An 18,467-nucleotide genomic window follows, 5' to 3' on the forward strand; every position below is an offset into this window, starting at 1 on the left:
CTATCTTAGCACCACCTGTGGGGGAAAGCAAGGGACTGGAAGGTTTAGTAAGATAAAATTAAAAAAGGAAAGAATTTGGTCGGGGTTTACCAGCAAACAAGACGGAGATGTAAATTTTTTGTAAGGATTGGAGAAATGGGGATTGGATATATTTTACAAAAATTCGCGGGCCTATTGTGCTCTTTAACGGCTTTGGCCTGGAGAACGCAGGGCAGAAAAAATTTTTTTGCAATTTTTAGGAAAAGTTGTCCTCTGGAGGACAACTTTTTTGCGTTTTCAGGGTGTAAGTGAAAGGAGCTTTTCGGTTCCTTGAAAAAAGGGGACAGCCCAGAAAGGAGAGGGGCGCGGTGTGAAGAAGGAGAAAGGAAAGGGGCAGAGGACGATGATATGGAAAGGATGTGGCGCCATTGCTGGGATTTAGGAAGCGGGAGGGCAGGCCTGCTGTGGCAGTGCAGACAGCCCCGGCGCCGGGGCCTGGGGCCTTCCCCCAGGGAGGCGGGGAGCGGGCGCTGTACCGCGCTTTGCGGGAATCGGTGCCGATAATTGACGCGGCGGTTTACAAGCTGCGCAGGCTTATCGGGGAGTTCCAGGCAGTGTGTCCGGACGGGGAGGCCCAGAAGGGCCTCCGGGAGTTTTTGGAGACAGTGCAGGTGAACGCCGCCGGGGTGGGCATCCATGAGTTTCTGGGCATTTACCTGGAGGAACTGGTGACCTATGGCAACGCTGTGGGGGAGATGGTGCTTTCCGGCGGGCAGGTTGGGGCGCTGTACAACGCGGGGCTTGACCAGGTGGAGCTGGAGGCGGACGGGCCTTTAGGGGTGAAGGTGTGGGCTTTAGGGCCTCATGGGAAGGAGCCTTGCCCCTATCCAGAGATGCTGCTGGTGTCGGCTTTGAACCCGGCGGCGGGAAGCCCCTGGGGCACCTCCCTTTTGCGGGGGCTTCCCTTTGTCAGCGAGGTGCTGCTGAAAATTTACCACACTCTGGGGGTGAACTGGGACAGGCTGGGGAACGTCCGGTTTGCGGTGACCTGCAAGCCCGAGGGCATGGGGGCCATGGCAGGAGACAGGGCCGGGCTGATAGCCAGGGAATGGCAGGACGCCATGAAGAGCCGGGAGCCGCGGGACTTTGTGGCAGTGGGGGATGTATCCATCAAGGCCATTGGGGCGGACAACCAGGTGCTGGAGAGCGAGGTGCCAGTGCGGCAGATGCTGGAGCAGATTGTGGCGAAACTAGGGTTGCCCCCCTTTCTGCTGGGGCTTTCCTGGTCGTCTACAGAGCGGATGTCCAGCCAGCAGGCAGATGTGCTGACCAGCGAGCTGGACGCTTACAGGCGGGCGCTGACCCCGGTGGCCATGAAGATCTGCAAGACCTGGCTGGCTTTGGCAGGGTTTGATCCGGTGTGCAGCATTGTGTGGGAGGAGATTACCATGCAGGACGAGGTGGATCATGCCAGGGCCAGATATCTGACAGCCCAAGCACGGAAGTTGGAACGGGAACTGGGAGAGTGAGGGAAGGCCCGCCCCGGCCGGCGCCGGACAGGCGGCGCCGCGCCGCGAAGCGGCGTGCGGGTTTTGCAAAAACCCGCAGCCGGGGCGGGGGGAAGAGGCAGAAGGCAGAGGGGAGATGCGTATGCAGGAAGGGTATGTGGCAGAAGGAATAAGAGAGGCCTGGGAGCAGGGGCTGACAGCGGCGGACATGGAGAAAATCAACCGCTACACCCGGCGGGCCTTTGGGCCGGAGGAGGTTTTCGCCTTTTCCATGGTGCTGTGCGACAACCGGGTGGACAGGGACGGGGAGCGGTTCCCGGTGGAATCCCTCCAAAAGCTGCGGGAGCTGTTTTTGGGGAAAACCTGTATTTTCGGCCACCAGCAGGTGGGCGCCAACCAGGCGGCGCGGATTTTCGATACGGCTTTGGAGGAGGAGCCGGGGCAGGAGGCAGAAGGGGGAGAAACCCTCACCCGGCTGATTGCCAGGGCCTACCTGCCCAGGACAAAGGGCACAGAGGAGATGATTGCCCTGATTGACAGCGGGATGCTCAAGGAGGTGAGCGTAAGCTGCGCGGTGGCCCGGCGGGTGTGCAGCGTCTGCGAGCAGGAGCAGTGCGGGCATGTGCCTGGAGAGGAACTGAACGGGCAGGCAATACACAGGCTGCTGCTGGAGCCTACCGACGCTTACGAGTGCTCCTTTGTGGCGGTGCCTGCCCAGAAAGGGGCTGGCGTGGTGAAGCGGTATGCCCGGCAGGGGGAAGGCCTTAAAAAGGCCTGGCAGGCTTTGGAGCAGGAGGCCCAGTGGGGGCGGAAATACCGGGAAAGCCTGACGGAAAAGGTGCTGAAGTACAGCGCGCTTGTACAGCCGGAGCTGCCCAGGGAGGTGATGAAATCGGCGGTGCGGGGGCTTTCCATGGAGGAACTGGACATGATGGGCCGCACCTATGAAAAGCTGGCCCAGAAGGCGCTGCCTTTAAGGCCCCAGCTTGCGCCGGAAAGGGCGCGGGTCAGGGAAGATGAGAACAAAGCGTTTCAGATTTAGCCGCTATTGCGCCTGCATACAATGGCGTGAAAAGATGACAGAATTTATAAATGGGAGGGTTTTGCTGTGAAGGTTTCTTTTGACGGGATGGGAGAGAAAATGTTTACCTTTGAGGCGCAGACTGGCGTGGAGGATGGCATGATGGTGAAGCTGGCGGCTGCCGGGACTGTGGCGGCCTGCTCTGCTGCCGGGGACGTGCCGCTGGGGATGGCCCGGCAGGTGCGGAGCGGCATTTGCGGGGTGCAGACAGAGGGCTATATGAAGCTGCCCTGCGCTGCTGGCATGGCGGTAGGCTTTGGGCTGTTTTCCAGCGGCGCGGATGGAAAGCTTATGAAGGGAGAAAGCGGCAGGCCCGGCTTTGTGGTGGATGTGGACGCTGTTACAGGGGCCTGCGGGGTGATTTTTTAGGATCTGCGGAAAAAGGAAAACCAGCAAATAGTATTTTGGAGGGGAAAATATGGCTGCATATAAAAACATTGTACTGGAGAAGGGCATGTATGGCATGCCGGGGAAAAGCTTTACCCAGGTGCTGGAGGAGATGGACAATTCGGAAAACTACAGGGGCACGCCTTTGGAGGGCATGGACGCTTACCAGCGCCAGCTTATGCGCTTCGGCATCCGGGTGAGCGGGCCGGGTTCCAGCACAGTGGAAAGCTTTTTTGGCAGCTCTGCCAGCGCGGCGCTGTTCCCGGAATATGTGGCCCGGGCGGTGCGGCAGGGCATGGAGTCCGCCACAAAGGCGGCTGACATTGCGGCTACCGTTACCACCATTGACGGGCTGGACTACCGCACCATTTCCACTGGGACAGGCCATGACAGCAAGTCCTTAAAGCCTGTGGCAGAGGGAGCCGAGCTGCCCCAGACCTCTATCCGCACCAGCAAAGGGCTGGTGCACCTGCACAAGCGGGGACGGATGCTGGTGACCTCCTATGAGGCGCTGCGGTTCCAGAAGCTTGACCTGTTCACCGTTACCCTGCGGCAGATTGGGGCGTATATCTGCGGGGCGCAGATGCAGGACGCGGTGGACGCGCTGATAAATGGGGATGGGGCAAAGCCCGGGGTGGGCTTTATGGAGGGCACTCCCAGCTACAGTGACTTTATCGCGCTGTGGGGGAAGCTGGCCCCCTACACCCTGAACACAGTGCTGGCAGGCACTGACGCCATGCAGAAGCTTTTGAACATCGGGGAGTTTAAGGACGCCCAGGCCGGGATGAACTTCCAAGGCACAGGCAGGCTCTGCACGCCCCTGGGGGCCAAGCTTATCCATGTGCCCACCATGGAGGCGGGGAAGATTCTGGCTATGGATAGGACATGCGCTTTGGAGCTGGTGCAGGCCGGGGACGTGTGTACGGAATATGACAAGCTGATAGACCGCCAGCTTGAGCGGGCCGCCATCAGCGTGACAGCGGGCTTTGCCCGGATTTATGAGGACGCGGCCCAGGGCCTTTCCTATACCGTTTAATTTGGAAAAGGGCCGGGGCAAGCTGTGAGCACGTAAGGAAAAAGCAGGGAGAGGGCGGGCGGAAGGCTGTCCGCCTTATCTGTTTTGAGGAGGGCATATGAAAAGATTGCGGGAAGATGAGGTTTTAAAAAAGTTTTCCCTTTACAGCGGGGAGGAGGAAGATGAGGGGCCCCGGTGGGATCTGTGCAGGGCGCTGTGCGGGGAATGCGGGGAGTGGATAGGGAACAAGGCGGCGGGAGAGGGGGAAAAGGGCCTGGGGCTTTTGGAAAGCCTGGCGGCGGCAGAGGCCTTTTACCAGCTTGTCCTGCTGGACGGGGCCTTGACCCCGGAAAGCCTTTCATCCCCGGAAGTGAAGCTGGAAATAGGGAAGCGGGAGGAAAAGGCCTTAAAGCTGGCGCGGGAAAAGCGCCTGGCCTGCAGGGGATTTTTACAGGAAGAGGAGTTCTATTTTGGCAGCGTGAAGGCATAAGAATAGGGATGTTACACTTTTAGAGAGGAGCGGGCCAGATGGAGGATTTGGCGGGCCGGGTGTTCCGGCACATGGCAGGGGTAAGGGTTACGGGGGCTGACGGGAAGGCGGGAGAGGGCCGGGGGATTATATCCCGGCAGAGGGGCCAGCAGGGCCAGGCGCTGGGGGGCCTGAACCATCCGCTGGGAGAACTGACAAAGCCCCTCTATGTTTTTACCGGGAGCCTGCCCCGGGCAGAGCCAGGGGATCTGCTGGAGCAGGGAGGAGAGCAGTACAGGGTACTTTACGGGGACAGGGTGACGCTGGGAGGCGCGGTGGTGTGTACCCGGGCGGTTTTGGAGAAAAGGGAGGCAGAGGATGACAGCCTATGAGATTTTAAGAAAGCTGCTGGGGCTTTTGCGGGAGGCGGGCCTGGAGGCGGACTTCCGGGAAAGCTACAGCCCTGGAAACGGGCGGCTGCCCCAAAGGCCGGTGGCTGTGGGGCAGGTGGGCAGCGAGGGGGCGGCAGAGGGGAAATGGAGCGCCCGGCTGGATTTCCAGGTATACCTGCCGAGGAAAGAGCCGCTGGAAACAGGGGAAGCCCTTCTTGCCGCCATTGGGGAGACGGCGGAGGCACATTTTTCTTCCCTCTCCGGCATAAAGCGGGAAGGCTTCGGGCCGGACAAGGAGGCAGGGCTGCTGTGCGCCAGATGCTTTCTGGAATTTGCCGGGGAAAGGGAAGGGGGCGGCGCCTGCCAGGTTTTGATTGGAGGCGTGGCGCGGCCTGTTTCCGGCTGGGAGATTTCCGTAAGCTTTGGGAAGCCCCTGACGGCGGTGGGGGAAAACGAGCCTTTTGCCCTGCTGGGCGGGGCTGTTTACCGGGTAAAGCTTCTGGGGCTTGACACAAAAGGGCTGGAGCGCCTTGCGGGCTTTACGGCAGAGCTTCCGGAGGACATCTTTACCCGGTGCCGCTGGGAAAGCCTGGAGGAAACAGGGCGGCAAGGGGTGTTCCTGTCTGGCCAGCGGGAAGAAAGGGGGCGGGCCGGTGGAGGCGCTTGAGCGGGCGGAGGAACTTTCCCGGGAACTGGAGCGGGACAGCAGGCGGTATCCCGGCTCCCTGTAAAGGGGCGCGGGGACGTGTAAAGGGGGAGTGTGGGAATGCATTTGATGACCATGGGCTTTAAGGGGATCACCTGGGGGGTGAACCCCACAGCCCTGCGGCTGGAATGGGCGCGGAGCCTGCGGGAGACGGTGCTGCCCTTTGCAGGCAGCAGGCTGGAGGATTTGGGCAGGAAAAAGCGAAGGGTGCTGGGGGAAGGGTATTTTACAGGGGATGACAGCATGGCCCGGTGGCAGGCCCTGGGCGCGGCCTTTGCGGAGGGAGGGCCGGGGTATTTGCAGCTTCCCGGGCAGGATCCCTTCCTGGCAGTGCTGGAGGAGCTGAAGCTTTTAGGAGAGCCGGGAGAGGGCGCGGTGCATTACAGCTTTGTGTTCGTGGAGGCAAAGGGCCATCAGGACGGCGGAAGCGGGCAGGTATACCGGGCCGGGGCGGGAGAGAGCCTGTGGGACTATGCCTGGCGCTGGCAAAGGCCTGTGGAGGAGGTGCGCTGGGCTAACCCTCATATCCGGGACATTGCCTGTTTGGAGCAGGGGGAAAGGGTGGTGCGGCCATGATTTGCTGGGGCACAGGCAAAGACGGCTCTCAAATGCTTTTGGGGAAGCCCAGGGAGATGGTGCTTTCCTTTGACCGGGAGGCCCCGGCAGACGGCCTGAAAGCGGTTTTTCCGGCAGAGGAGATGTGGGAGGCCCTTTCCCGGGTGGAAGTGATTGCAGGAGGGCATGTAGTGTTCAGGGGCGTTGTGGACGAGCAGAACACAAAAATTGGCCCGGAGGGCCTTTGGGTGGAACTGGTGTGCCGCAGCATGGAGGCCCTGCTGCTGGATAACGAAGCCTGTCCCCAAACAGTGCAAAGCCCTTCCCTGCAGCTTTTAGAGACAAAGCTTCTGGGGCCTTTAGGCTTTCAGAAGGTGGATGGCCCCCAGGGGGCCGTGCCCGGCGGACTGGAGATTGAGAAGGGGGCAAGCTGCTGGCAGGTGCTGGCGGATTTTTGCGGCAGGCATTTCGGCGCCGTTCCCTATGTGGACGGGGAGGGGGTGCTCCGCTGCGGTGGCGGGGAGAAGGAGGAGGTATCCATAGAGGAGGTGCTGCGGGCGGAAATTTCCCAAAAGCCCTGCAAGGAGGTTTCGGAAATTTGGCAGCAGAGCTTCCGGGGCACCTATGACACCCCCTACCGGGACAGGGAGGCGGTTTCCCTGCGCCGGCGGTATGTAAGCAGCCAGAGCGGCGGGGATCCGAAGAAAATGCTGAAAGAGGCAAAGAAGGAGAGTTGGAGCGCCGCTGTGGAATGCGGGGGCGCGGTGTGGCCCCTGCGGGGGAAAACCGTTTCTGTTTCCCTGCCGGGGCTTGGAAGGCTTTCAGGCTGCGGCATTAAAAGCGGCAGGTGCTTTTTGGACAGCCAGGGGCTGCGCACCCGGCTGGTGCTGGAAAAGGGGGAGAGCACATGTGGCTGACGGCACAACTGAAGAAGGCCGGGGGCCTGCGGCTGGGACGGGGCCTGGTGCAGGCCGGGGAGGGCTTCCGGGTGCAGGGGGAAAGGGAGTTTTCCGCCCCGGAGCAGGTGGCCCCTTACGGGGTGTCCAGCCGGGCCGCCGGGGGGAAGGAGGCTGTGATGGTAGATGGGCTTTGCGCCGGGGTGCTGTCTGGCAGCGACAGCCGCCTGCAGGCCGGGGAGGTGCGGCTGTATTCTGCCGGAGGTGCGGAGATCCTTTTGAAAAACAACGGGGACGTGGTGATAAACGGACAGGTTTTCCCGAAGTACCTGGAGGGCTGAAAGAGGCGTTTATGGCGGATTTATGTGTGAAGGAGGGCGTCCACCTGCTGGGGCCTACGGGCCTGCCCCGGCGTGCGGAGGGCCTGGAGGAGCTTTTGCAGAACGCGGGAATGCGCATTGCCCTGCGCCGGGGGGAATTCCCCTATGGGCGGGAGCTGGGCAGCGGCTTCTGGCAGTGGGATTCCTCAGAGGAACATGCCCTGGAGCGGGCGGCGGCCCTGGCAAACGAGGGGCTTTTGGACATGCCGGGCGTGCGGGCAGTGGGCGCTAGGGAAGTGGAAGCAGGCGTGGCTTTTCAGATTGACACGCCGCTGGGAAAGGGGGAAGTGGTAGTTTGGAGAGCTTCGCGGGAATCCTGAAGCGGATGGAGGAAGCATACCGGGAGGAAAGCGGCTGCCCGGTGGAGGCAGTTTCAGATATCGGCCTGCGGCTGCGGGTGCTGGCAGGGGAGCTTTACAGGATACAGGAAACGGCACAGTGGCTGAAGCGCCAGATTTTTCCCCAGACGGCAGAGGGAGATGAACTGGAACTGCATGGCAGCCAGCGGGGCATTGCCCGGAAGGAGGCTGTCCGGGCTGTGGGGGAGATTACCTTTACCCGGTATATCCCCATTTCCTTTGATTTGCCGGTGCCCAAGGGCACTGTGTGCGCGGCCCCTGGGGAGGAGGCTGTGGAGTATGAAACCACGGCGGACGTTGTGCTTCTGGCAGGGGAGGTTTCGGTGACGGCCCCGGCCCGGGCGGTGGAGCCGGGAGAAAAGGGCAACGCGGCGGAAAGCGCTGTGAACACCCTGGTGACCCCGGTGGAAGGGATTCAGTATGCCTCCAACCGGGTTCCCTTTACAGGGGGCGCGGACCGGGAGGGGGACGAAGCCTACCGGGAGCGGGTGGCAAAAGCCTACGAGCGGCCGGTGATTTTGGGCAATGCAGCCTACTATGAGGAGATTGCCAGAAGCGTGCCAGGGATTACCTCCGCCCAGGCAGTGGCGGACGGGGAGAACCCGGGCACAGTGAAAATCTATCTGTGGGGGGAGGGGGCGGCCCCAGGGGAGGAAACCCTGGCGGCAGCCTTGGAAATCCTCAACAGCAAAAAGGCCCTGGGCGCCGCCTTGGCAGTGCAGGCGGCTGTGGAAAAGAAAATTAACCTCTTTTTAAAGGTAGCCCTGCCGGAGGGGGTGGAGTTTCCCCCTGCAAAGGCGGCCATTGAAAAGGCGCTGCGGGCGTGGATGGCAAAGCGGCAGGTGGGGGATCCGGTGCAGCCCGCGGACGTGGTGCGCCTGGGGCTGGAGGCTGTGCCCTGTGCGGTGCGCATGGAAATGACCGCCAGCATGATGGGCTGCGCCGCCACGCCGGGGGTGATTCCCGTTCCCGGCACCATGACAGCGGGGCAGATAACATGAAAAACAGGAGAGAAAGGAGGGGCGCCGGGCGCGGGGCGGGGAGGCTTTATCCCGCCCTATGGGCCTGCTGCGCCCTATGGCGGCGGATATGAAGGCTGGGGAGAACATGAAAAAGCTGTTGGCTCGAAGCGGGGTGTATAAGCTTACCGGAGACACGCCCCTGGAGTGGGAGCTGGCGGCATATGACGCGGGGTTTTCCCTGCTGGAGGAGGCGCTGTCCCGGACAGAAGCGGGCATCTTTGCCGATACGGCCCCGCAGGAGTGGCTGGACGAATGGGAAACCCGGTATTTCCCTCAGCCGGTGCAGGCGGATCTTACAACCCGCCGGGAGATGCTGAAGGAACGGCTCCTTCCCCGGAAAGGCCCTGTTACCCTTTCGGACATGCCCGGCTTGCTGCTGGCGGCGGGCATCCGGGGCACAGCGGCAGAGGAAGAGGGCAGGGTGGTGATAACCCCCATAGAATACCTGGCGCCAAAGGCCCAGGCGGAAAGGGTGCTGGGGCAGCTTATGCCCCTGCATGTGGCCTGGAGCATAGCGGGGGCCCAATAGCATACCTGCCGGTAAAGGGGCATATAATCGCTATAGCCCCAAAAAGGGAGGGATGGCTGTGAACTGTAGGATAGGCGAACTGCGCAACAAAGAGGTGGTGAACGTGAAGGACGGCGGCAGGCTGGGCTTTGTAAGCGATGTGGAGCTGGATACGGCTGCCGCCACCCTGACCGCTGTGGTGGTGTATGGCAGGCTGCGGCTGTTCGGGCTTCTGGGGAGGGAGCCGGATTTTGTCATTCCCTGGAAGGACATTGAACTGATAGGGGACGATACCGTACTGGTAAACTGGAAGCAGCCGGAGGGGCCTAAGCAGTCGGGAACCCTGCAGCGCATATGGGAAAAGCTGGGGATGTAGGGCAGGCCGCGAAAATGCGAAAAGGGGGAAGCTTCCGGCACAGCCGGGGGCTTCCCCCTGCGTTTTTTCAGAGCTGTTTATGTTCCGGCAGGCGCCCGCTGCCCTGCCTTTAAAAGCAGGTATTCCATAGAATCCTCCAAAGCCTTCCAGCTTGCGGCCACCACGTCCCCGGAAACCCCTACGGTGGTAAAGCTTTCCCCGCTGTGGACAGAGGAGGTGATGAGCACGCGCACCCCGGCGGCAGTGGCGCTGTTGCTGTCCAATACGCGCACCTTATAGTCGGTAAGCTTCACATCTGCCAGCACAGGGTAAAAGACCTCCAACGCCTTGCGCAAGGCCCTGTCCAAGGCGTTTACAGGGCCGTTGCCCTCTGCCGCCATCAGTTGGATTTCCTCCCCTACGCGCACCTTCACTGTGGCGCTGGCCCCGGCCTTGCCGGAGCCGTAATCGCTGTAAATGTGGTAATATAAAAGCTCGAAGAAGGGAGGGAAGGGCTTTAGGCGCTTGCGCACCAGCAGTTCGAAGGAGGCGTCGGCCCCTTCAAACTGGTATCCCCCAGCCTCCAGATCCTTCAAATCTGCCAGCACCTGCCGGGCCGACTGGGCGTCCAGGGATATATCCGGGAAAGCCCGGCGGATTTTTTCCAGCATAACAGCCCTGCCGCTGATTTCTGAGGCGGGAAACCGCCGGGCGTTTCCCACCAGGTAAGGGTCGATGTGCTCGAAGGAGCGGGGGGTTTTCAAAACCCCATCGGCGTGCATTCCAGCCTTGTGGGAGAAGGCGTCCGCCCCCACATAGGGCAGGCCATGGGGCAGCTCCCAGTTGGCAATGGCGGCCAGCGCCCGGGCGGTGGAGGAGAGAAGCTTGATTTTTTCCTGGGGAATGCAGGTGAAGCCCAGCTTGCACTGCAAGTCGCCAATAACCGCGGAGAGATTCGCGTTGCCGCAGCGCTCCCCAAAGCCCAGGAGGGTGCCCTGCACCTGGCTGGCCCCAGAGCGCACAGCGGCAACGCTGTTGGCGGTGGCCATGCCGCAGTCCTCGTGGAAGTGCACGCCGATGGGCAGGGAAAACCGGGCGCGCACCTGCTCCATGGCGGCCTTCACTTCCTCCGGGAAAGCGCCGCCGTTTGTGTCGCACAGGCATAGAAGATCCGCGCCGCCCCGGGCCGCCGCTTCCAGCGCCTCCAGGGCAAAGGCGGGGTCGTCCTTCCAGCCGTCAAAAAAGTGCTCCGCGTCAAAGATAACTTCCCGGCCCTGGGACTTTAAAAAGCGGCAGCTTTCCTCTATCATGGCAAAGTTTTCCTCTGGCGTGGTTTCCAGCACCCAGTCCACATGGAACCTCCAGGCCTTGCCGAACAGGGTGCAGCAGGGGGTTTGGGCCTTTAAGAGGGCCTTGAGGTTTTCGTCCTCCTCCGGCCGCAGGCCCTTGCGGCGGGTGCTGCCAAAGGCGGAAAGCCGGGCGTGCTCCAGCTTCATGGCCCCGGCCCGCTTGAAAAATTCCTCGTCCTTAGGGTTGGAGCCGGGGTTCCCCGCCTCAATGTAGGCCACCCCCAGGGCGTCCAGCAGCCGGGCGGCCCCCAGCTTGTCTTCTACGGAAAAGGCTATGCCATGGCCCTGGGCGCCGTCCCGCAGGGTGGAATCAAATATAGAAACTGTGCTTTTCATGTGCCCGCCTTCCTTTCCGGCCTGCGTCCGGGTGAAAAAAAATCATCCTGCAAAAGGGCGAATGTCTTGCATAAGCAGGTTTTTCTGTTATAATATTATAGTAAATATGGGGGAATACCTATAATGCGGCTAACGGTAGCTTGGGGGGATGGGAGCATGCTGTTTCATAAAAAACGGAAAAACACCCTGTTTGGCGGGGACATCCCGCCGGACTGCGCCTACTGCCGCCACAACAGCGGCAGGCAGGGCCAGGTGCTGTGCGCCCTGCGCTGCACCATGACAGACGGCAAATGCAGGCAGTATGCCTACGATCCTCTTCTCCGGGAGCCGCGCCCGGCCCCCAGCCTGCAGACGGAACAGTTTTCCGAGGAGGACTTTAAGCTTTAACCCACCAGCCGCGCCCGCAGGGCTTTTGTGGGAATGCCCTGGGCTGTGAACATGATTTCATGCTCGGTTATAACGTTTTCCACGCCCTCAGCGGCGTGGAGATCCTTTGTGTCGAAAAACACCTGAAAGCCCGCCTCGGCAAAATACCGTTTGGTGGCAAGGTATAAGTCGTCGTTGTCGGTTTTAAACCAGATTTCCCCTCCTGGCGCCAGCAGCTCTTTGTAGGATGCAAGCTGGCGGGTGTGGGTAAGCCGGCGCTTATGGTGCCGGGCGGCGGGCCAGGGGTTGCAGAAATTGATATAGAGCCTGTCTGCCTTTTCCTCCGGGGAGAAAAGCTCCGGCAGGCGCTCAATGTTATAGCTGCAAAGGAGGATGTTATCAGGCTGTTCCTCCCCATAAATGCTTTGGATGTTCCGCCTGCCCACGCCCAGGATGTCCAGGCTGATGTCGATGCCGATGAAGTTTATGTCCCGGCTTCTATGGGCGATGTCCCCCAGGAAAACGCACTTGCCGCAGCCCAAATCCAGGTGCAGGGGCCGGGCTTCTGAGAAGGCCCGCTGCCAGCCGCCTCTTTGGGCCTTGGGATCCGGAAGGAAATACGGGCAGGCCGTAAGCTCCGGGCGTGCCCAGTCTTTTTTTCTGATACGCATCTTTTAAGAAATCCCCCTTACTCATTTTACAGGACGCAGCCCGCGGATATGACTGCCTTTTGGAGTATTATAGCCTGAAGGCCCGGGAAAAGCAAGCCCCGGGAAGGGGCGGGCGCTTTTGAAGAACAACATGCCGGTTTTGGCGGAAAGGAATTTATGAGCAAGAAAGCGATTGTATTGGAAGGCGGCTCCCTGCGGTGCATGTTCTCCGCCGGGGCCGTGGATGTGATGATGGAACAGGGCATTTCCTATGACGGGCTGTTCGGCGTGTCTGCCGGGGCCTTGACCGGGGCAAACTATGTCTCCGGCCAGCCGGGCCGCACAGCAGAGGTGAACCTGAACTTTGTAAATGACAAGCGCTACCTGGGCGTGCGCAACCTGCTGCTGCACAGGAGCCTTTTTAATTTTGACTTCCTGTTTGGAGAAATCTGCGACACCCTGGTGCCCATGGACAGGGAAACCTTTGAAAATTCTGCCTGCCGGTTCACAGCGGTTTCCACCAACTGCCTGACAGGGGAGCCTGTTTTCAGCGAAAAAGGCGCCTGTACGGATATTTACGCCGCCATCCGCGCCAGCGCCAGCCTCCCCCTCCTTGCCCCCATGGTGCAGGTGGAAGGGGTGCCCTGCCTGGACGGCGGGGTGTCCCTTTCCATCCCCTATATGCGGGCGCTGGAGGAGGGGTATGACAAGGTGGTAGTGGTTACCACCCGGGAGCATGGCTTCCGGAAGGAGAGGGTTTCCCGGCCTGTGGCCCGGATGTATGCCCGGGCATACCGGAAGTATCCCCGGCTGGTGGAAGCCCTGCTGGAGGCCCCCAGGCGCTATGGGCGGGAGCTGGACATGCTGGACAGGCTGGAAGCCCAGGGGAGGCTTTTTGTGCTGCGCCCGCCCCAGCCCGTCACCATTTCCCGGGCCGAGAAGGATACGAAGAAGCTGCGGGCGCTGTACCAGCAGGGCCTGGACACCTGCCGCAGCCGCCTGCCCGCCTTGCTGGAGTATCTGGGGGAGTAGAATTTTCCCGCGGCCCATGTTGCATAGGCAGCGGGAATGTGATATAATGACAGTCAAATTATTTGCAAAAGGATGTGGTGTTCCCTTTTATGGACAGTCACAGTACAACCATGATTCTCGTTTTAGTCTGCCTTGTGTTTCTTTCCGCCTATTTTTCCGCCACAGAGACGGCCTTCTCTTCCTTAAACCGCATACGCCTGAAAAACATGGCGTCCGGCGGCAACAGGCGGGCGCAGACAGCCCTTTCCCTTTCGGAAAATTACGACGAGCTGCTTTCCACCATTCTGGTGGGGAACAATATCGTCAACATTGCCTCCGCCTCCATTGCCACCACCCTTTTTGTGGCGGCCCTTGGCGGCAGCGCGGGGCCGACCGTTTCCACGGTTGTGATGACGGTGGTGGTGCTCATCTTTGGCGAGGTCAGCCCCAAGAGCCTGGCAAAGGAAAACGCGGAAAGCTTTGCCATGTTCTCGGCCCCCCTGCTGCGGGTGCTGGTGGTGGTGCTTAAGCCTGTAAACTTCCTGTTCACCCAGTTGAAGAAGGGCCTGCACAAAATTTTCCGGGTGAAGGCCGACTATTCCATGACGGACAGCGAGCTGTTGACCATTGTAGAGGAAGCGGAGCAGGGAGGCGGCATTGACGAGGACGAGGGGGCCATGCTCCGCAACGTTATCGAGTTTGACGACATAGAAGCCATCGACATTATGACGCCCCGGGTGGACGTGGAGGCTGTGTCTTTTGACGCCAAAAAGAACGATGTGGCGGCGCTGTTCCGGTCAACAGGCTTTTCCCGGCTGCCGGTGTATAAGGAGACGATTGACAGCATCATCGGCGTGATACATGAAAAGGATTTTTACAGCTTTGTGTGGGACACCCAGCAGGAAATTGACAGCATTATAAAGCCGGCGGAGTTTATCCCGCCTTCCATGAAGGTTTCCGCCCTGCTGAAATCCCTGCAGCAGAGCAAATCCCACATTGCTGTGATTATAGACGAGTTTGGCGGTACGGAAGGCATCGTCACGCTGGAGGACGTGCTGGAGGAGCTGGTGGGGGAAATCTGGGACGAGCACGACCGGGTGGTGCAGCAGGGCTTCCAGAAGGTGAAGGAAGGGGAGTACCGGGTGTTCTGCTCTGCCGACTTGGACGATCTCTTCGAGTTTTTCCACATTTCCTGCGAGACAGAGGCTTCCACCATCAACGGCTGGATTTTGGAGAACCTGGACCGCATTCCCGCCGAAGGGGATGTGTTCGCCTATCAGGGCCTTACCTTTACGGTGGCCCGGGTGGAGAACAACCGCACCGAGGAGGTGCTGGTGCGCTGCCCTGCTGACGCTGAAAAGCAGGCGGAGGGCTAGGTTCTGTTTACAGTTTCCTTAGGTATGGAAGGGATTTTTTGATTTGCTATATAGTGCGCATCTTGCAAGGGGCGGGCCGTTTTTGGCGCGCCCTTTCTGTTTGGTGAAATTTTTTGGCAAAACAGGGAAAGGGGCAGGGAAGGGGTTGAGTTTTTTACCATATAGTGGTAAGATTAGTTAAAGCTAAGAAGGAATGCGCGTAAATTAAAGAACGAAGGAGATTGTATGGGATGAAACGGGTTTTGTCTTTTATGCTGGCGCTGTGTGCAGCTTTGGGAATGGTGTGCCTTGGAGAGCCTGCCCAGGCGGCAGGGAAGAAGCTGATTGCCGTTACTTACGACGACGGCCCAGGGCCTTATACGGAACGGCTGCTGGACGGCCTGAAAAAGAGGGGCGTAAAAGCCACTTTTTTTATGCAGGGGATGAACGCCGCCCGGTATGAAAAGACGGTGGCCCGGATGTACCGGGAAGGGCACCAGCTTGCAAACCACACCTATAACCACCCGGATTTAACCCGGCTTTCTGCCGGGGAGATACAAAGCCAGGTGAACCGCACCAACAGTATTTTAGACAAAGCGGCGGGAAAGGGCGCGGACTACCTGCTGCGCCCGCCCTATGGTTCCTACAACAGCGCTGTGGGCAGGGCTGTCGGCGCGCCCATGATTTTGTGGTCTATTGACCCCCAGGACTGGCTGTACCGCAACGCTGCCACTGTGAAGAACAATGTGCTGCGAAATGCCCACGACGGGGCTGTGCTGCTGCTCCATGACATCCACTCCACCACAGTGGACGGCAGCCTTTCCGCCATTGACAGCCTGAAGGCCCAGGGCTATGAATTTGTCACCGTGCGGGAGCTTTTCCGCCGCCGGGGCCGCACCCTTTCGGCAGGCAGCAGCTACAGCCAGGCAAACCCCAACGGCAAAGACCTGGGGCCTGTTCAGCAGCCGGAGATAACCTCCCAGCCAAAGGGCGGGCAGTTGGAAATCACCATTACAGCCCAGAAGGGGACGGCTGTCTATTATTCTCTGGACGGCTCTGATCTGAACCAGCAGAGCCGCCGCTATACAGGGCCTTTTACAGTGCAAACGCCCTGCACTGTGAAAGCCTGCGCCGCTTACAATATGAACGGCAGCCGCAGCGACACCCTGGAAAAGAAGTTTGACAGGCCAGCGGCCCCTGCGCCGGTGCTGCATATTGAAAATGGATTTCTCATTATTGAAGGCACAACGCCGGAGGTGGCGGTATATTATTCCGTCAGCGGCGCCCAGGACAGCAATGGAAACCAGCTTTACACAAGGCCGGTGGCCCTTGTGCCAGGGGTGCGGGTGTCTGCCTACGGGGCAGGGGAGGGCTATTACAACAGCGCTTCGGTGCGCATAGCTTATTCCCCTTTGGGCAACGTGTTCCGGGATGTGTTCCCTGAAGCCTGGTATTTTGACGCTGTGGACAAGGCGGCGGCGGAGGGGATTATCCAGGGCCAGGGAGATGGCGTGTTTGCGCCGAAGGATTCTGTAACCCGGGGGCAGCTTGTCACCTTCCTGCACCGCATTTCCCAGGAAACAGGCGCTGCCCCCGCTGGGGAGGGCAATCCCTTTACGGATGTACCGGAAGGGAAGTATTACACAGAGGCTGTAGCCTGGGCGGTGGAAAACGATGTGGCCTCCGGATATGAGGACTATACCTTCCGCCCGGATCGGAAGGTGACCCGCCAGGAAATGGCCTGTATCCTGTACCGGTATATGACAGGCTGCTGTGGCGCCGCCCTTTCTGCCGGGGGGCTGGAAAGCTTCCGGGACAGGAATGCTGTGGCGGATTGGGCAAAAGAGGCCGCGGACGCACTGAGCGCTTCCGGGATTTTACAGGGAGACACCGAGGGAAATTTCCGCCCAGCAGACGGCTGTACCCGGGCAGAGGCTGCCGCTGTGCTGCTGCGGGTGCAGGGGTATGCCCCGCCAGTAATATGAGATATATGCTGGCGGGCATGTGAAAAATTTGCACAAAGGAGGGGCTTTGGAGTGAAAAAGGTATGTTCGCTCTTGCTCTTTATTTTGCTGCTGGCAGGGACGGCCTGCCTGCCACAGCCTGCCCAGGCAGCGGAGAAGAAGCTTATTGCCATCACCTATGACGATGGCCCTTATGAAAATACAGAACGTCTGCTGGACGGGCTGAAGGAAAGAGGCGTACACGCCACCTTTTTCCTGGTAGGGAAAAAGATCCCCTCCTTTGAAAAAACGGTGGCCCGGATGTATGAGGAAGGGCACCAGGTGGCAAACCACAGCTACAGCCATGAAAACCTGACAGCTATCCCCTTGGAAGAGGTAAAGAAGCAGGTGCAGGACACAAACGCCCTGCTGGACAAAATCTGCGGCCCGGGTACAGACTATATGGTACGCCCGCCCTATGGCCATATCAATGAGGGCGCGGCCCAGGCTGTGGGTTTGCCCTGCATCCTTTGGTCTTTTACGCCGAAAGACTGGGTGTATACGGACGCGGACGCCATAAAGCAGCAGATAGTGGACGGTGTACATGAGGGCGATATCATTTTGCTGCATGATAAAAAGATGGGAACAGTGGAAGGCAGCCTTGCGGCTATTGACGAACTGCAGGCCCAGGGCTATGAGTTTGTCACAGTGCGGGAGCTTTTCCGCAGGCAGGGGCGCACAGCGGAAAATGCCAAGTGGTATACAGGAGGAAGCCTTGTGAAGGATTTTCAGGATCCCGGCCCTGTCCAAAGCCCCCAAATCTCCTATACAGTGGGGCAGGGCAGCCTGGAGGTGTCCATTTCCGGCCCTGCCGGGGTGCCCTTGTATTATTCCGCAGACGGCTCTCCCTTAAACCAGCAGAGCCGCCTCTATACCGGGCCTTTCACGGTTACTGGGCCTTGTACCATCAGGGCCTGCTCCGCCTATAACATGAACGGCAGCCGCAGTGAGACTGTGGAAGAGCAGATTGCCCAGGCCACAGCCTTCACCCCGGTGCTGCGCCTGGAAAACGGCCTGCTCGCTATGGAAGGGGTGCAGGAGGGCGCCCAGATCCACTATACCCTGATCGGGGCGCAGGACAGCGGCGGGGAAAAGCTTTATACCGGGCCTGTGGCGGTAAAGCCTGGGACAGTGGCCGCGGCCTACGCGGCGGGAGAGGGTTTCTTTCCCAGCGGGACGGCCAAACTTGCCTATTCCCCTTTGGGAAATGTGTTCCGCGATGTTTTTCCCGCAGACTGGTATTTCGACTCTGTGGACAAGGTGGCGGCAGAGGGCATTATGCTGGGAACAGGCGAGGGCCGTTTTTTCCCTGCGGATCAGGTGACCAGGGGCCAGCTTGCCACTTTCCTGCACCGGGCCTCCCGGGAGGCCTCGGCTGTCTCCATCGGAGACAGCCATCCCTTTACTGATGTGCCGGAAGGGGAGTATTACGCAGAAGCTGTGGCATGGGCCTATGAAAACGGCATTGTAACAGGGTATGGGGACGGCACCTTCCAGCCGGACAGGAAGGTGAGCCGGCAGGAGCTGGCGGCTGTTTTTGTCCGGTACCTTCGGCATAAAGGCGTGGTATCCGCCCAGCCAGAAGATGTAAGCGGCTACACAGACGCCGCCTTCATTGAAGAATGGGCTGTGGAGGCTGTGGGCGCCATGACGGCCCTGGAGCTTCTCAAGGGAGACGCAAACGGCGCTTTCCGGCCCAAGGCAGGGGCCTCCCGGGGGGAAACCGCCGCTGTGCTTGTGCGCATGGAAAAATATCTGGCATGACGTTTAATTGCCTGGCAGTAA

21 protein-coding genes are annotated in these 18,467 nt (G+C 60.0%); 19 read left to right on the forward strand and 2 right to left on the reverse strand.

From position 1 onward, the window contains the following. The first annotated feature begins 407 nt into the window (after positions 1–407). The 14 genes from D1841_RS00415 (at position 408) to D1841_RS00480 (ending at position 9,633) form a co-directional block, all read left to right on the forward strand. Positions 408–1,508 carry a serine/threonine protein phosphatase gene (locus tag D1841_RS00415; RefSeq protein ID WP_237076109.1) on the forward strand — a complete coding sequence of 367 codons (1,101 nt, stop codon included), beginning with the start codon at positions 408–410 and terminating at the stop codon, positions 1,506–1,508. Positions 1,509–1,623: 115 nt separating this feature from the next. Then, positions 1,624–2,529, forward strand: a complete 906-nt coding sequence (locus D1841_RS00420) for a hypothetical protein (RefSeq protein WP_160641164.1) — start codon at positions 1,624–1,626, stop codon at positions 2,527–2,529. Positions 2,530–2,595: 66 nt separating this feature from the next. Further along, a complete protein-coding gene (locus D1841_RS00425; RefSeq protein ID WP_160641165.1) occupies positions 2,596–2,937 on the forward strand; it encodes a hypothetical protein in 342 nt (113 codons plus the stop codon). A gap of 49 nt (positions 2,938–2,986) precedes the next feature. Continuing rightward, positions 2,987–3,991: a phage major capsid protein gene (locus D1841_RS00430; protein ID WP_160641166.1), complete on the forward strand. Its 1,005-nt coding sequence runs from the start codon at positions 2,987–2,989 to the stop codon at positions 3,989–3,991. Positions 3,992–4,088: 97 nt separating this feature from the next. Further along, positions 4,089–4,460 carry a hypothetical protein gene (locus D1841_RS00435; RefSeq protein ID WP_160641167.1) on the forward strand — a complete coding sequence of 124 codons (372 nt, stop codon included), beginning with the start codon at positions 4,089–4,091 and terminating at the stop codon, positions 4,458–4,460. Positions 4,461–4,498: 38 nt separating this feature from the next. Next, positions 4,499–4,831: a hypothetical protein gene (locus D1841_RS00440; protein WP_160641168.1), complete on the forward strand. Its 333-nt coding sequence runs from the start codon at positions 4,499–4,501 to the stop codon at positions 4,829–4,831. After that, positions 4,818–5,498 (forward strand): hypothetical protein, encoded by a 681-nt coding sequence (locus D1841_RS00445; protein WP_160641169.1) that lies wholly within the window; start codon positions 4,818–4,820, stop codon positions 5,496–5,498. The genes D1841_RS00440 and D1841_RS00445 overlap by 14 nt, the downstream gene beginning before the upstream one ends. A gap of 99 nt (positions 5,499–5,597) precedes the next feature. Continuing rightward, entirely contained in the window at positions 5,598–6,113 is a 516-nt protein-coding gene (locus D1841_RS00450) for a DNA circularization N-terminal domain-containing protein (RefSeq protein WP_161879843.1), read from the forward strand. Continuing rightward, on the forward strand, positions 6,110–7,009 hold the full coding sequence (locus D1841_RS00455) for a hypothetical protein (protein ID WP_160641171.1): 900 nt from the start codon (positions 6,110–6,112) through the stop codon (positions 7,007–7,009). Before D1841_RS00450 ends, D1841_RS00455 begins: the two co-directional genes overlap by 4 nt. After that, positions 7,000–7,329 (forward strand): hypothetical protein, encoded by a 330-nt coding sequence (locus D1841_RS00460; RefSeq protein WP_160641172.1) that lies wholly within the window; start codon positions 7,000–7,002, stop codon positions 7,327–7,329. Before D1841_RS00455 ends, D1841_RS00460 begins: the two co-directional genes overlap by 10 nt. A gap of 11 nt (positions 7,330–7,340) precedes the next feature. After that, entirely contained in the window at positions 7,341–7,688 is a 348-nt protein-coding gene (locus D1841_RS00465) for a hypothetical protein (RefSeq protein ID WP_160641173.1), read from the forward strand. Next, positions 7,664–8,728, forward strand: a complete 1,065-nt coding sequence (locus tag D1841_RS00470) for a baseplate J/gp47 family protein (RefSeq protein ID WP_160641174.1) — start codon at positions 7,664–7,666, stop codon at positions 8,726–8,728. Before D1841_RS00465 ends, D1841_RS00470 begins: the two co-directional genes overlap by 25 nt. A gap of 58 nt (positions 8,729–8,786) precedes the next feature. Next, positions 8,787–9,278: a hypothetical protein gene (locus D1841_RS00475; RefSeq protein WP_160641175.1), complete on the forward strand. Its 492-nt coding sequence runs from the start codon at positions 8,787–8,789 to the stop codon at positions 9,276–9,278. 52 nt (positions 9,279–9,330) lie between these two features. Continuing rightward, positions 9,331–9,633 carry a YlmC/YmxH family sporulation protein gene (locus D1841_RS00480; protein WP_201751154.1) on the forward strand — a complete coding sequence of 101 codons (303 nt, stop codon included), beginning with the start codon at positions 9,331–9,333 and terminating at the stop codon, positions 9,631–9,633. 77 nt (positions 9,634–9,710) lie between these two features. Here the strand turns inward: D1841_RS00480 and cimA are convergent, their stop codons facing one another. After that, a complete protein-coding gene (gene cimA / locus D1841_RS00485; RefSeq protein WP_160641177.1) occupies positions 9,711–11,297 on the reverse strand; it encodes a citramalate synthase in 1,587 nt (528 codons plus the stop codon). A 156-nt stretch (positions 11,298–11,453) separates the two neighbouring features. On the opposite strand from cimA, the gene D1841_RS00490 reads away from it, so the two are divergent. Beyond that, positions 11,454–11,684, forward strand: coding sequence for a hypothetical protein (locus D1841_RS00490; RefSeq protein ID WP_160641178.1), 231 nt, complete (start codon positions 11,454–11,456; stop codon positions 11,682–11,684). On the opposite strand, the gene trmB is transcribed toward D1841_RS00490, so the two are convergent. Then, positions 11,681–12,334, reverse strand: a complete 654-nt coding sequence (gene trmB, locus D1841_RS00495) for a tRNA (guanosine(46)-N7)-methyltransferase TrmB (RefSeq protein ID WP_160641179.1) — start codon at positions 12,332–12,334, stop codon at positions 11,681–11,683. The genes D1841_RS00490 and trmB overlap by 4 nt on opposite strands. 156 nt (positions 12,335–12,490) lie before the next feature. On the opposite strand from trmB, the gene D1841_RS00500 reads away from it, so the two are divergent. The 4 genes from D1841_RS00500 (at position 12,491) to D1841_RS00515 (ending at position 18,446) form a co-directional block, all read left to right on the forward strand. After that, a complete protein-coding gene (locus tag D1841_RS00500; protein WP_160641180.1) occupies positions 12,491–13,345 on the forward strand; it encodes a patatin family protein in 855 nt (284 codons plus the stop codon). Between the two features lie 89 nt (positions 13,346–13,434). Further along, entirely contained in the window at positions 13,435–14,700 is a 1,266-nt protein-coding gene (locus tag D1841_RS00505) for an HlyC/CorC family transporter (RefSeq protein ID WP_160641181.1), read from the forward strand. A 230-nt stretch (positions 14,701–14,930) separates the two neighbouring features. Then, entirely contained in the window at positions 14,931–16,664 is a 1,734-nt protein-coding gene (locus D1841_RS00510) for an S-layer homology domain-containing protein (protein ID WP_160641182.1), read from the forward strand. A gap of 51 nt (positions 16,665–16,715) precedes the next feature. After that, a complete protein-coding gene (locus D1841_RS00515) occupies positions 16,716–18,446 on the forward strand; it encodes an S-layer homology domain-containing protein (RefSeq protein WP_160641183.1) in 1,731 nt (576 codons plus the stop codon). Positions 18,447–18,467 lie beyond the last annotated feature (21 nt).

The organism is Neglectibacter sp. X4 (assembly GCF_009917365.1).
In the GTDB taxonomy this organism is placed as follows: Bacteria; Bacillota; Clostridia; order Oscillospirales; family Acutalibacteraceae; genus Acutalibacter.